Raw genomic sequence first — 14,239 nt, forward strand, 5'->3', positions numbered from 1 at the left:
TACATGAAGCCGCTTTATCACATGGCCTGTTATTCTTTGGCACTAGTGTGGATTTTTACTGGTTTAACCTCGATATTTTTTGCCCCTGAGGTTGGGTTTGATATTTTGGCACAAGCGCAGATAACCGGTATGCTTGCGCAAGTGGCGGTGTATGGTGGTGGTGGGCTTGATATCGTTTTGGGCTTGTGGCTGATGACGCGTTATGCACTTAAATATTGCTGTCTGATCCAAATCGTAACTATCTGTACCTACAGTATATTGTTGACATTTATCGATGCCTCATTTTGGCTGCACCCCTTTGGACCTGTGACAAAAAACTTGCCGATTGTGGTGTTAATTACTTGGCTATACCAAGTTGACAAGGAGGCTTAAGGGGTGAAGCAGTAGCTCAGAGTATTCTCATAAGCGGGTTTTGAATAATATGTGATTGCTATCTATAGTGTAATGGAGGTCATTTGTTGGAGAGGTAGTGTGCGATTAGCTGGGTTTATTTTGTTGCTTGGGCTAATTTGTAACAGTGCAACTGCCACCACAATTGATGAAAAAATTAAAGAAGCGGAAGACTACCTACGTATCGATCCATCTCGTTCGCTTACTATTCTTAATGCCATTCCACATATCCATGCAATGACAAACGCGCAACAAGTTCGGTGGCATATAGCTGCAATGCGGGCAGCCGTGCCGACTGGCAATAACAAACTGCTAATAGACTCTTTAGAGGTGGTATTTCACCATCACAAGCACCCTTATTTTATCGACAAATTGGTGTCTATTACGAGCGGTGCCGGTATTTGGCTACGTAAACACGATTACCTTCAGGACGCGCAACTAAGTTTTGAGTGTTCGTACAAACATGCCATAAATGAAAGGCAAAGGTTGACACTAACCAACAGCTTAGCTTTGTTGGCTCGGCAGCTAAATGATCTGGAAAAAGCAAAAGCGCTATATGTGAAAGCTAAAAAGATGGCGCGCTTAGCTGATAGAAAAAACCTGCTCGCTATTATCGAAAACAACCAAGGTATGATAGCCCTTGAAGAAGGTAACATTACATTGGCTGAGCAGCACTTTAGAGCTGCTCTTGCTGGGTATCAAAATGTGGATAAACGTTCTGGGCAAATATCCGCAGGGGTTAATTTATTGTTTGTGTTTGTGATTCAGCAGCAATGGATTAATTTTCAAAGATTATACCGACCAACAGAAATACTGGCGCAGGCCTTTCCTAATACGGCCAAGCAATCGCTATTACTGTGGCTAAACACGCGCTTTAGACATATGCAAGGTGATCCGCTTAGCGAACAAGAAAATAAGATGCTTTTATCTGCATATGACCAACTTGATGACGAGAGGGTTAGAGCGCTTGTAACACAACATCTTGCCGGTGCCATGGATGTGGAATTACCAAAAAGAATTACGTCAAAACCAGTTCGATTTAATCGACCTTGGTTTGAAAAAGTGAAGCAATGCGATTGGTAGTACTGCATTGTTTATCACTAAATTAAAAATTATAAGTGTATTATGTTAATGAATTTATAGGAGTTTATGTCATTGTTGTCGTCTTTGGAAATGATAAAAAGGACTATCATGAACCAATTAACCGCGCTAATTTTAGCAACGCTCTCAACGTCAACCCGCGCTTCTGACACCCAATAGGAACTGCTCACCGATACTCAGTCAAATGATGTACTGGATTCGAGTACTTCGCAATTACATAAGCTGACTTTAACAACATATGTCAATCAGTTTAATGCAGTTGATAATGTCCCCCCCGATACGACAGTTATTCACGGTGAATTTGAGCTTCCCAATACCTTTGAGCTGGGCTCGGGAGTTGCACAGCGTATTCAATTTACAATCGCTAATGAAGGCAGTCGAGTATACTTTTTAGGCCAAGGAAGCGCGCAACAAGGATACCGAGGTACTTGGTATGGTCCAAATAACGACGCTGGTGATTTTAGGCTCGACACTAAATCGGCTGAAGTATCTATGCTGGTAAACTGTGCGCAAATTCAAAGTGAAACCCCTGAAGCATTATCCGGTGTTTATACCATAGATCCAGACAGTGCGGGTGCCCATGAGCAATTTGAAGCCTATTGCGATATGGAAACAGACGAGGGTGGCTGGATTCTCATTGGTACTTATAGTAAATCAGAGCCTGGCGGAAAACAGTACGGTAGCGATTACTCCCCCCAACCTGATACAACGCCAACTAACCCAGCTGCTAGAGGAGTGTATCAAGGTTCTTTGGGAGGTTTCAGGGATATTAGGGAACAGGTTGCATGTGATTTTGCTAGTTGCAGAAATGCATATCAAACAGCGATGAGTGAAGCTGAGTTAGAAATGGTGCGTTACACATGGGGCTATTTAGATCAGTAAGAAAAGCAGAAAAATACACCTTTGCCAGATTGTCGCGCAACATATCAAGCAACAGGTACTAAGTTTACACACTGTTTGTTTAATATTGATAGAAACAGCACTAATATCGTCGGTTGGCAGCGTGATATTCATGCGGTAAAACACTCATGTTGGCTTGCGCACGGTGTATATAGACTCACTTCAACTGGTTCATCACGATGCAGTTACTTAGCTCGGGCAAACGGAACACGCTGGGGGTTATTGTGAGCTCGATAAATTGCAAACCTAGGTGCGGCCAATTGGTTTAATTACATTCGTTGATAGTGAATGGCAAAGCACTGCATTACAGTTGCTTTTGCCATTTCTAGATAACGTGTACGCTTTGATCTTTCGAGTTCAGTTTGCATGCTATTTCTCATCTAAAAATGCAGCATGGGTGATTTGTAAACCAAATAGATCCAATAAATACACGCCTTGTATATTGGCAATCACAAATTGAACTGAAGTTAATGCCGTACAGCGTGCACCGACATTACGAAGCGTGATACGTCTACAATGGTTGATAGAACTTATCTAAATCTACTGTCTACACCCTCTATGCGGAGTCGTAATACAGGGTCCATTGGTCCAGCATGGCATTTGCCCTGAGTGACACCAGTAATCTTTTGATGCGATAGCACCTCCGCCAACTTGGTTTGTTACCTCGTTATTGAGTGCCTTATTATTAAGCTGCTTAATGCCTTTTTTGTTTAACCTTAACTTCACTTGGAACTCCTTTTTGGTTGTTTTTTGTTCACTACCAGCTTTTCAAAATATGATAACGCTGTCAATTGTAAAGTAAGGTATAGCACTCATGACAAATGATATTGGATCCTTCCACTGTGTTGTGATGGTGATTATTTAACTTATTGTATTTGTGTGAAGAAATTGGTTTCAAACTACCGAAGCATATTGATTAATACGCAAAGCTGGGGGGGAGAACTATGAGCGCAGAACTGAACTAATAAATAATAAATTGCGATATTACAGGCAGTTGGTCGCATTAAGCTTTTATTTGTACAGTTTATTGAGGCATCTTTATGCCCATGAGCATAAAAAGGTGTGTACAGTTGTGTACTCAAGGTGACGCGTTTAGGGCGTTAATTGCGTTGACTATTACAATTCCACGAGTATGGATATGAGAAAATACAAAAACTTAAAAGTTGCAGTCTGTATGGCGAATTTGCTTACAGCTACGTCACTTATGGCAAACAGCAGTCAAAGATCGACGAATGATATTTGGCAATACGAAGATGTCTTTAATATCGAATATGCGGCTTCGCCCGAGGTGCATCCAAGTGGCTATAAAGTACTATATGAACGTCGTGCAATGGATATTATGTCTGATAGTGTTCGTTCTAACTTATGGGAGTTGGACTTAAAAAATAAAACACACAGCCCATTGTTATCCGGCAACAAGCAGTATCGAAGTGCACGATATTCACAAGATGGTACGCGTGTGGCTTATTTAACAAATGCCGAAGGTGATAATCAACTTTATGTGCGTTGGCTAGAGAGCGGCAATACAGCTCGAATTACGAATGTGACACAAGGTGTTCGCAATCTGAGTTGGTCACCGGATGGCAAATGGATTGCCTTTACGATGTTTAAGCCCAAAGCCCATAGCGGTATTTTTAAAGAGATGCCAAAAAAACCAAAAGGCGCACAGTGGGCAGGCAATGCGACCTATATTGATACGAAGCTGTACCGTAGAGATGGTGGTGGTTTTATTAAACATGGTTATGAACATATTTATGTGGTGCCATCTGAAGGCGGCACACCACGTCAATTAACGACGGGTGATTTTCATCACCGATCTCAGATGACATGGAGTGAAGACGGTAAGTCTATCTACTTTAGTGCGGACCGACATAAAGATTGGCAGGACAGGCCTAGAGAGTCGAATATATTCCGCATAGAAGTTGCGACTCAAAATGTTACTCAAATTACCAGCGAGATTGGTCCCGAGCATAGACCTAAGATCAATTACCAACGAAACAAAATCGCCTACCTTGGCTTTAAAGATAAAAAGCGTTCAAGCCAAAATTTTGATATTTACATGGTGGACTTAGATGGCAAAGATCCTGTTAACTTAACTGGATCTTTGGACCGCCCTATCAAATCTCATCAATGGGATAAAAAAGGTCGCGGTTTATATTTTAGCTACGACGATCACGGTCAGCAGTATATTGGCCATGTTACTTTGAAAGGAAAAGTGACGGAAAAAATTGCTTCGTTAGGGGGGCAATCTTTAGGTAGACCCTATACATCAGGCGACTTTGCTGTTGCAGGTAATGGCCGTCTAGTGGTCACCGCAGCCAATACACAGCGACCCGCTGATCTGGCTTTGGTAGACAAGAGACGCAGTGTTTCCATGCTCACGGAGCTTAATGAAGATCTCCTTGGCCATAAAAAGAGTGCGCAGGTAAAAGCAATAACGGTGAAGTCCTCTGTAGATGGGCGAGATATAGAGGCATGGTATGCGTTACCGCCAAATTTTGATAGCAGTAAGAAATACCCTTTGATTTTAGAGATCCACGGAGGTCCACATACCGCATATGGTCCAAACTTCAGTACTGAGGTACAACTCATGGCGGCCAAAGGTTATGTGGTAGTGTGGTCAAATCCAAGAGGAAGTACGTCATATGGTGAGGAGTTTGCCAATTTAATTCATCATGATTATCCATCAAAAGATTACAATGATTTAATGGATGTTGTTGATGGTATGGTGGCTAAAAAGTTCATTGATGACAATAATCTATTTGTGACTGGTGGTTCTGGAGGTGGGGTATTAACAGCTTGGATAATCGGTAATACGGACAGGTTTAAGGCTGCGGTTGTAGCAAAGCCTGTTATCAACTGGATCAGTTTTGTATTGACCGCCGATGCATATAATTTTTATGCAAAATACTGGATTCCGGGGATGCCCTGGGAAAAGACTGAACACTTGTGGAAACGTTCTCCATTGTCTTTGGTTGGTAATGTAAAAACGCCAACGATGCTGCTGACAGGTGAGTTGGATTATCGTACACCAATGAGTGAAACAGAGCAGTACTACCAAGCTTTGCAATTACGTAATATTGATACGGCGATGGTGCGTATCCCTAAAGCGGGTCATGGCATAGCGGCAAAACCAAGCAACCTTATTCAAAAGATTGGTAATATTATGGCGTGGTTCGAAAAGTATAGAGACCCATCATAAACCACTTCAACGGAGCGATAAGGCTCCGTTAATTGCTTTTAGGCCATAGTGACCTGTGGCCTACCTTCATGTGTTAGTGTTCTTCTAATGACCAAATACAAACAAAGCGACGTCGCCATGCTCATCATCACAAAAATGGCAATCATGATCATCAACTGATATTTGATGGCGACCATAGGAGATGCGCCTCCTAGTATTTGACCTGTCATCATACCCGGTATTGTTACCAACCCAGTGGTTGCCATTGTTGCTAACATGGGTGCTAAAGCGTGTTGTAGGGCATGTTGAACAAAAGGGCGCGTGGCTTCTGATGGAGAAGCCCCCAAAGACAAAGCCGCTTGATATTCTGGCCAGCGCTCTTTCAAAGAAGAAAAGAAGCTTTGTAAGCAGACGATATTGCTGGTCAGACTGTTGCCAAGCAGCATGCCTGCTAGCGGGATAGCGTACTGTGCGTGGTAATATGGTTCTGGCTTAATAACTGCCGTAATTAATATCATCAGCAGTGGAAATAATCCAGCGGCGAGGCTCATTGCGACCGGAAAAAACAGGGCTCTGAGAGGCAGCTTTGTTTTACTGACAATTGCTGAAGTCCCCACCACAACCATGATAATTAGCCAACCAAGATTAATCCAAATGTTATTCAATTGGAATAAAAAATCTAAGTATAAGCCTATCATAATCAGTTGCAGTGTCATGCGGCCTAAACCCACTAATGCGTCTTTGGCAAGACCTAACCGATAATGAAAGTTTATATAAAAAGGAATGAGTAATGTGAGGCTAAAAACGGCTAATTGCCACCATTGAATATCTATAACGCTTTGCATAATCGAAACTATCTTATTCTGTCCAACATGGGTTAATTAATTATTATTGACGCTGTGACTAAGCTAGCACTGGAGCATGACACTTTTATTGAAAAAAACAGTATGACAGGGTGACTAGTTGGCAGAGAAGGCAGGCGCTATCAAAGCTGCCCTCTCATTCAATTTATAATTGTTTTGTGCCCAAAAATTGGTAGTTGGAAAAGGTTGTCTGTGAGGTTTCTTCAATATCAACAAAGAAAGAGAAAGTCCCATTCATCTCCATATAGGTGTTTTTAGGTAAAACACTGTTGTTAATTGTCTGAAATTGCATGCTTAATTTAAAATGGCTGATATCTGCGAGTGCTATAGGGCTAAACGCCTCAGTATTAATGATGTTTACCTCTTCAATATTGGCTGTTGATTTATTAATTTTGACCGTTCCTATCAGTTTTCCTATCGCATCTTTACCAAGATCAGCAAGTTGGACGGGATAGGAAAATGTGATGGTTTGATCCGTCTCTTTATCTAATAATAGCGCCTTTGGGTTTATAAGCTCAGTAAGTTTGATGCTATATCCTTCATGTTCGCGGTGAGATGCAAAATTTTTTGCTTCTTTTTTAGTTGGTCTAATCCCATTAAGTTTAAGTAATTGCCAGCGTTCTCCACGTGGATTGTGTGGGACATACTGCGCGTAAACTTCGGTTTTTTCGCCTTCCTCAATTTCATTGTTGTGATAGGTGAAAGCCCACTTACTGCGTTCAGTTGCTTGGAATTTTGCAATTGCCTTTTCTACAAACTGTTGATATGTATCCTCAAGCGCCAACGTTGAGAAAGAAACAAATAAGCAGGTATATAATGCGTGTTTTATTGTCATCACAAGTGCTCCTTTTTATTTGAGTATTGGAACTAAGGCGTGAAATAGACGTGAAATGCCTAGTGATTAAAAGCCCATCTAAGAGTACTAAACAGGCTTTTTACATAGCTATGGGTGACTACTAGCAGGTTAGCCAAAGGCAAGCATCTATACCACCGGTTGAGATAGTTACAGGGTACTTATCCGCTGCGATTTGTCTTGTTAGCTGGTTAGGGAGACGCTGTTGATCAGAGTTTAGTGTTTTTAGTGCATTCGCTTTTAACTTCAACTTCATGATATTTTAATTGTTTTATTAGAAATATGTTGTTCACATTGATATCCGTACAACTCACCAATCAGACATCAGCAATATTGCTGTGAAGTTAAAAATTAGTATGTTTATTCTTAGTTTCTCAACGCCGTTGTGGTATGAAACTATCATTTTAGGCTATGTATTCAGTTATTTACTTCTGAAATCTTCAATGTTGAGCAGCAGTTCCTGTCGCAACACTTGGGTTAGCTTCCCCGCTGTATGTGAACCAGAGAGATGCCTGTCGACGCTCGTTGAGGCGGCTGGATCATACCGGTTGTCTGCCCCCGATAGCCTATAAAACTGATTAACAACCGCAGTTGTGTGTTGTGGGTCCGCTTCAACCATAATCATAGCTTGGGCAAGAACCCCCCGGTGCAGTCCATCATTATTGGCGGGTGATAATGCAATGCGTTGGGCGGTACCAGTGACTTTTAATGATTCTATATTTAAATTAAAGCGCCCATCACAGTAGGCTCCGGGTGTTTCGCCATATTCACTCTGTATGCCCAGACTATTGAGTGCGCTACGAATCGGTTCACACAAGGCAATGTAAATCTCATCCACATTGAGTGCTTGGGATTTAGTCTGCGCAAATATCAATGAGAAGTTTAAGATCCCTGGGCCGTGGGGGACAGCGGTACCACCACTGTCTCTAACTGCAACCGGCCAATCGAGTTGCGATAGTGTTTGGCATGCTTGTGCAAAAAAAGGGAGCTTGGCTTCTTTGCGGCTTACAATCAACGATTGAGGGCACTCCCATAACCGAATTGTTGCGGGCTGTTCTCCTTTGGCAACTTGTTTCAATAAGGCCGTATCCTGTGCAAGCGCATGGTCTGTATTTTGCGCAATTGGCTCATTGAGCACGTTCCAATGATGAGATTGATATAGACGTTTTGCGAGTTCTTTCTCTGTCATGAGGTATTACTTCCATTGGTTAACGTGTTACGCAACGTGATTTAGAGTAGACGTAAAAGCTTATTGTGTATTTAACCTTTATCTGCCAGTGCTAATTGCGATGTTGGCATCATCATACTCTGGTATCTAAGTTCACCTAAAAATGCCCTTGCTGCGGGCCCTAGGCTGTCTCCATCGACAAAGGTAAGATGCAATTGGGCTTTACGTGTGCGTCCGGTTTGTAAATCTAATGGAATTAGTTCTCCTTTATTTAGTGCTTGTTCTATGAGCGGTACGGGCAGCCAAGCAAAACCGAAGCCTTGTTTAATCATGTCAATAGATGTACGCATATGGCTTACAGTCCAACGCTGTGAAGCTTGCAACCAACCAGAATCATGACTTTTAGCGACAGCAGAGTCTCGTACGACTATTTGGCGGTGTGACTTAAGATCTTCTAGGGTGAGGTGCCGCGAGGTTTGATGCAGTGCATGCTCCGGACTGGCTACGGCGATAAAGTCAATCTGACACAACTCTTCGCTAAACAGCCCTTCTAGCGTGAATGCTGAAACAGCAATGTCTACAAGCGCGTTTTCGAGTTGCTCATTGGCGCCGTTGAGCACGGATTCAACCAATTCAATACGTAAAAATGGAAACTCACTCGAGACTTTATCAAGGACTTGATACAGCATATGCGAGGGAAATATTTCATCAATGGCAATGCGTAATTTTGTTTCTACCCCTTCGGCGAGGTTGGTACCGATTGTTTCGACTTTGGATGCTTCGTTTAGCAGGTATTCAACTCGGCGCAGCATTAATTCACCGGCTTCAGTTAATACTGTTTTTCGCCCTTCAATACGGAATAGTTTTACGCCTAATGCGGTTTCAATTTTATTAACTGAATTATGAATACTGGATTGGCTTTTGTGGATTTGCTGAGAAGCTTGATTGAAACCACCAAAATCAACAACCGCTTTAAACATTCTCCATTGCTCTAAGGTAACTTTGAGCATGATAATTCCTACCTTTTAATGTCTGATAAGCACGATAAAAATAAACTAATTAGAATGGTACACTATCATAAGCATAATCTTCATTCTCTATTTGAGAATAACACTGGGACAATACCGAGGTTAAATGGTCTGTATATCTTCGCGCTGAATTTTCAGCCTATTTTTTATTCATTTATAGTACGGGCGGTTGCGTTAAAGTTTAAGCTCCCAAGCATTGGAGCTCATCGGTTATAGGTGGGCTTTTCCTCTCGTTTTGGCGTGGTACTTGGTGGTTGAAAATAATCACTGTACATATTATAGCAACGGTCCTTTCCCCCAATCTGGCGTTTGTGCTTTTTGCGCTAACTTTTTAGCACGTTTTGCTTCACTTTTTTGGACATGCTTAGAGATCCATTTTATCAATTTGGGCGTGAGTTCAGGTGGAAAATTGTGACCCATTCCAGGTACGATTTTGAGTTTGGATTTGCGGATCTGCTGGGCTGTTTTTTCACCTTCCTGACTGGGTATTATGGGGTCTGCCGCACCGTGGATCACCAAAGTTGGAGCCTTAACCTTTGTCATAAGGTTTTGCCGGCTGCCGCTTGCAGCCATGGCGGCGAGCTGTCTTTGAAAACCATGGGGGTTATAGGCTCTATCTACAGTTTCAATTGCTTGGCGTTTTAGTGTGCGTTCATCCTGGGGGTATCCGGGGCTGCCAATCAATTGGTTGAGACGAATATTGTAGTTGATGGCGGCATCTCGATTGGCTGCACTTGGCCGCAACGGAGCTAACTGAACAAATACTTTTAAGTTTGAGTGTGTGAGCTTCAATGCAGAAGAGGTGGACATAATAGACGTTAAACTCAACACTTTTTTTTTCTGTTTGGCTGCAATGAGTTGCGCTATCATTCCGCCCATCGATGCGCCAACTAAATGGGCACGCTTAACTTTAAGTGCTTTCATGAGGGCTAGTGTATCTTCTGCCATTTCCTCTAGTGTATAAGGCGCTTTGGCACGGATAGGTAAACGCGTACTCAGCCATGATTTTATCAAGCTTGGTTTGCCATACTGTTCTAGCTGAGTTGATAGCCCTGCATCGCGATTGTCGAAACGTATTACTCTAAATCCAGCATCCGCCAAACCATAAAATAACTCGTCAGGCCATAGTGTCATTTGAGCACCAAGCCCCATAATCAAGATAATTGCAGGGGCCTTATTGTCACCTTCATCTTGATAGTTTATTGAAATACCGTCGTGAATTGAGACTGATGACATAGTTACACTTAAAGTCAGTCAACTTACTTAAAGCATTTTAGGCATAAAAGTTACAAAATGCCTGCACCTTTGAAAAAATGACTCCTGTATACATAATTTCTTTCATAAATTGGGCGTGCTCTAAACTGGCATTTCGGTTTCAACAGGATATTGCTTGCGCAGTGGGTAGTGAGCATGAATAATAATACAGCACATATAAATCAATTAAATATGGAAACATAATGAGTAAAAAAACACCGCATGCGCATCAGCGCGGAGAGATAAAAGACAATGCATTTAAGGCATTGGTAACCAGTCCAATGTTCAAGAGCAAAGTAGAAAAAGCGAAAAAAGGCAAAGGCAGCTTTCGTAGAAAAGCGAAACATCAGGGCCAAGAGCCTTATTTTATGGCAGCGTAAGTACGTTTGCGGCGAGCCATAAAATAAGCCTCTTGAACTCTCCTATTAACTCGTAAGATGACTGACTAATTAGAAGGGAATTATCATGTATCGTAAGTATGTGCTTACTGTTGTTTTGGCGCTATTCTACCTGAGTGGGTGCCAATCAACCACATTTACGTATAACCCCGAAAACCATGCCAAGAACAGTTTAGCAGAAGTGCTTTTAGAGCAGGGGCCTCGGCGCTATGCGAACGACTATTTGGCTGAAATAGAGTATGTCTGGAATGAACAGGGTAAAGAACTAAGCGGACGATTATCCTATGTCAGCGCAACGTTTTCGACGATGAAAATGCAGCCTGGTGTTTATCGTATTCAAGCTAAATGTGCCAATGCGAAATACTCGGGCAGTGTAGAAGGGATCTTCAATTTTCAAGCACATGGTCAATATCGCATTTATTGCAAACAGAAGAAAGACCGCAATACACTCGGATTTGCAGTCTCCACTCATGTCTCTTTAATACTTGAAACGCTCAAGTAACAATTTGGCTAATTTGATAATTGTTCACTTTGAACGTGTGCGTGTGGCGTGTCACCAGCTGGTGGGCGTCTGCACCAAAAGCTTGCCAAAATAGAGCCGCTGATATTGTGCCAAATAGAAAATAAAGTCCCAGCTAACGCAGCTCCAGGCGCAAAAAACTTCATGGCTAAGGCTACTGCTAGACCCGAATTCTGCAACCCGACTTCAAAAGCTATTGTTCGACAAACGCGCTCTTGGCAGCCACACCAACGAGCGACCCAATAGCCAGATAATAGGCCAATACTGTTGTGTAGGATGACCGCAAGTAGAATGATGGGACCAAGTGAACTGATCTGAGATTTGTTCAGGGCCACAATAACTGCGATGATAAAAATGATAGTGAGCATTGAGATAAGCGGTAATACGGGTTGAATCGTTTTTATTGTCTTTCCAAAAATCATATTTATTGCGAGCCCAAGCATTACTGGCGCGAGTACAATTTTAACCAAGTTGAGCATCATCGCCATCACTGGAATGTCGACCAGTTGCCCCGCGTAGAAAGAAATTAAGAAAGGGGTTAAAACCACGCCCAATAAGGTGCTGATAGCGGTCATAGAAATCGAGAGTGCGACATCCCCTTTTGCTAAAAAGCACATTACGTTGCTGGCTGTGCCACCTGCAACACACCCAACTAAGATCATGCCAATGCTGAGGGTCGTATCGAGTTGCAAAGCATAAATAATTCCTATCGCAACGAGTGGCATGATTAAGTATTGCAATGAGACTCCCAAAGCGACGGCCTTGAGTGACTTGGCAACACGGCTGAAATCACGCAACGTCAGTGTTAAGCCCATACTTAACATTATCAGGCTCAGAAGTGGAATAATTACGGATTTAAACTGCGAGAAGCCCTCAGGTGTTGTATATGCGATAGCACTTAACAATAAAGCCCACAGCGGGAATAGCTGAATAATACGATTTAACATGAAATATCCACTAGGTTGATTAGACGCACCATTAAAGCCCAACAATGTGTAGTGAGTGTGGCTGCATTGGATAAAAGGTAAATTTGTACAATGTTTGCACTGTTTGATATGTTAACAACCAGTTACTTCAAGTCAAGCGTACTAAATACGTGCTGCGCGTAATCAACTCTAGTAACCAATGCGCTGATCAAGGTAGGTATTATGAGTGAGTATATTGTCGGGCCTATGAATAATCTTTTGTGGGGGAATGGTCAACTCCTTATTTACGTTTTGTTGTTTGCTGGCGTTTGGTTCAGCGTGAAGCTGCGCTTTATCCAATTGCGTAACTTTACGCATATGTTCAAATTACTTAAACAAGATGGTCAGTCAGATCCACGAGGGATTAGCTCATTTCAAGCTTTGTGTACGGGGTTAAGTGCGCGTGTCGGGACAGGTAATTTGGCGGGCGTGGTTATGGCCATCTCTTTGGGGGGGAGTGGTGCGGTATTTTGGATGTGGGTTATCGCGCTACTTGGAATGGCAACTGGGTTTGCTGAAAGTGTTCTGGGCCAATTATATAAGGTGCGAGACAGCCATCAGGAGTTTCGTGGTGGTCCAGCCTATTACATTCGGTCGGGGCTAAATAATAAATGGTTAGCAGTGCTGTTTTCGCTCTGCTTATTTTTGGGTTATGGCGCCAGCTTTAGCGCTATGCAGGCAAACACGATTGCCGAAGCGTTGAATAACACCTTTGCAATCTCAACCAATATCAGTGGTCTGGCAATTGCAGCTGTTGCGGGCGTGATTGTGTTGGGAGGCTTCAAACGCATTGCACGGTTTGCCGAGTTAGTAGTTCCTTGGATGGGGTTGGCATTTGTTGCTACAGCGGTGATTATTGCGGCGATGAATATCACGGAAATTCCCGCACTTGTTATCGACATTGTAATGTCGGCATTTGGTTTGACGGAGGCATCCGCGGGTGCACTGGGGGGGGCCATTAAGAGTGGTATACAGCGTGGCATGTATTCAAATGAGGCTGGAGCTGGGAGCGTACCTCATGCAGCAGCTGGGGCTGCCCCAAAGCCTAATCACCCTGTGGCACAAGGTTATATTCAAATGCTGGGTGTATTTTTGGACACCATTGTATTGTGCAGTTGTACAGCTTTAGTTGTTTTACTAGCAGGGGTTGGACCTACAGGTGAAATCGCAGGAATAGGCGTTACTCAATATGCGATGTCAGTGCACTTTGGAGAGTATGGCGATGATTTTATTGCTGCTGCAATCACATTGTTTGCATTTACCTCTGTGGTCGCCAATTATGCATATGCTGAAAGTAACTTACATTTCTTTCATTTAGACAATAAATGGGGAAAAGGAGGTTATACCCTCATTTATCTATGTATGGTTGTTTGGGGAGCGAATGCAAGCTTGAAAGAGGCTTGGAACCTTGCTGATATGTCACTGGGATTGATGACGCTGGTTAATATATATGCGATTGTGCAGTTAACGCCAACGATAGTGAACCTGATGCACGATTACGCAGATAAAAAGCGTGCAGGTGGTGCGATGGAGTTTCGTCGCAGTGAAGTTAAAATGCAAGGGCAGGTTGCTGAAAATGTGTGGAAAAACTAAATGTAAAATTGGTTTAAACGTTACT

General features: G+C 42.6%; 15 protein-coding genes. 7 read left to right on the forward strand and 8 right to left on the reverse strand.

The genetic code is table 11. The features are described from left to right. Positions 1–3: 3 nt before the first annotated feature. From N482_RS11110 to N482_RS11120, 3 genes are all read left to right on the forward strand, one after another. Positions 4–372, forward strand: coding sequence for a DoxX-like family protein (locus N482_RS11110; RefSeq protein ID WP_063377105.1), 369 nt, complete (start codon positions 4–6; stop codon positions 370–372). Between the two features lie 99 nt (positions 373–471). Then, positions 472–1,473: a tetratricopeptide repeat protein gene (locus N482_RS11115; RefSeq protein ID WP_063377106.1), complete on the forward strand. Its 1,002-nt coding sequence runs from the start codon at positions 472–474 to the stop codon at positions 1,471–1,473. Positions 1,474–1,983: 510 nt separating this feature from the next. Continuing rightward, positions 1,984–2,373, forward strand: coding sequence for a fibrinogen-like YCDxxxxGGGW domain-containing protein (locus N482_RS11120; protein WP_063377107.1), 390 nt, complete (start codon positions 1,984–1,986; stop codon positions 2,371–2,373). 558 nt (positions 2,374–2,931) lie between these two features. On the opposite strand, the gene N482_RS11125 is transcribed toward N482_RS11120, so the two are convergent. Further along, positions 2,932–3,117 carry a hypothetical protein gene (locus N482_RS11125; protein WP_063377108.1) on the reverse strand — a complete coding sequence of 62 codons (186 nt, stop codon included), beginning with the start codon at positions 3,115–3,117 and terminating at the stop codon, positions 2,932–2,934. A 412-nt stretch (positions 3,118–3,529) separates the two neighbouring features. Here N482_RS11125 and N482_RS11130 point away from each other — a divergent pair, with 412 nt between their 5' ends. Continuing rightward, entirely contained in the window at positions 3,530–5,593 is a 2,064-nt protein-coding gene (locus N482_RS11130) for a S9 family peptidase (protein WP_155730566.1), read from the forward strand. 38 nt (positions 5,594–5,631) lie between these two features. On the opposite strand, the gene N482_RS11135 is transcribed toward N482_RS11130, so the two are convergent. From N482_RS11135 to N482_RS11160, 6 genes are all read right to left on the reverse strand, one after another. After that, positions 5,632–6,417: an ABC transporter permease gene (locus N482_RS11135; protein WP_063377110.1), complete on the reverse strand. Its 786-nt coding sequence runs from the start codon at positions 6,415–6,417 to the stop codon at positions 5,632–5,634. A 163-nt stretch (positions 6,418–6,580) separates the two neighbouring features. After that, a complete protein-coding gene (locus N482_RS11140; protein WP_155730567.1) occupies positions 6,581–7,273 on the reverse strand; it encodes a hypothetical protein in 693 nt (230 codons plus the stop codon). A gap of 118 nt (positions 7,274–7,391) precedes the next feature. After that, positions 7,392–7,544, reverse strand: coding sequence for a hypothetical protein (locus N482_RS24825; protein WP_155730568.1), 153 nt, complete (start codon positions 7,542–7,544; stop codon positions 7,392–7,394). 165 nt (positions 7,545–7,709) lie between these two features. Then, the gene (locus N482_RS11145; RefSeq protein WP_081227891.1) at positions 7,710–8,477 is read right to left on the reverse strand and encodes a lipoate--protein ligase family protein; all 768 of its coding nucleotides are present in this window, start codon (positions 8,475–8,477) and stop codon (positions 7,710–7,712) included. Between the two features lie 71 nt (positions 8,478–8,548). After that, positions 8,549–9,466, reverse strand: coding sequence for a LysR family transcriptional regulator (locus N482_RS11150; protein WP_063377112.1), 918 nt, complete (start codon positions 9,464–9,466; stop codon positions 8,549–8,551). A gap of 294 nt (positions 9,467–9,760) precedes the next feature. After that, complete coding sequence (locus tag N482_RS11160; RefSeq protein ID WP_063377114.1) at positions 9,761–10,720, reverse strand: alpha/beta fold hydrolase; 960 nt, start codon at positions 10,718–10,720, stop codon at positions 9,761–9,763. Between the two features lie 221 nt (positions 10,721–10,941). On the opposite strand from N482_RS11160, the gene N482_RS24310 reads away from it, so the two are divergent. Together N482_RS24310 and N482_RS11165 are read left to right on the forward strand one after the other, a co-directional pair. Beyond that, positions 10,942–11,118, forward strand: coding sequence for an alternative ribosome-rescue factor A (locus N482_RS24310; protein WP_081227893.1), 177 nt, complete (start codon positions 10,942–10,944; stop codon positions 11,116–11,118). An 85-nt stretch (positions 11,119–11,203) separates the two neighbouring features. Further along, positions 11,204–11,638, forward strand: a complete 435-nt coding sequence (locus N482_RS11165; protein ID WP_063377115.1) for a hypothetical protein — start codon at positions 11,204–11,206, stop codon at positions 11,636–11,638. An 8-nt stretch (positions 11,639–11,646) separates the two neighbouring features. Here the strand turns inward: N482_RS11165 and N482_RS11170 are convergent, their stop codons facing one another. After that, complete coding sequence (locus N482_RS11170; RefSeq protein WP_063377116.1) at positions 11,647–12,603, reverse strand: bile acid:sodium symporter family protein; 957 nt, start codon at positions 12,601–12,603, stop codon at positions 11,647–11,649. Positions 12,604–12,804: 201 nt separating this feature from the next. On the opposite strand from N482_RS11170, the gene N482_RS11175 reads away from it, so the two are divergent. Then, positions 12,805–14,214, forward strand: coding sequence for an alanine/glycine:cation symporter family protein (locus N482_RS11175; RefSeq protein WP_063377117.1), 1,410 nt, complete (start codon positions 12,805–12,807; stop codon positions 14,212–14,214). Positions 14,215–14,239: the final 25 nt, after the last annotated feature.

It is taken from the genome of Pseudoalteromonas luteoviolacea NCIMB 1942 (assembly GCF_001625595.1).
GTDB lineage: Bacteria > Pseudomonadota > Gammaproteobacteria > Enterobacterales > Alteromonadaceae > Pseudoalteromonas > Pseudoalteromonas luteoviolacea_A.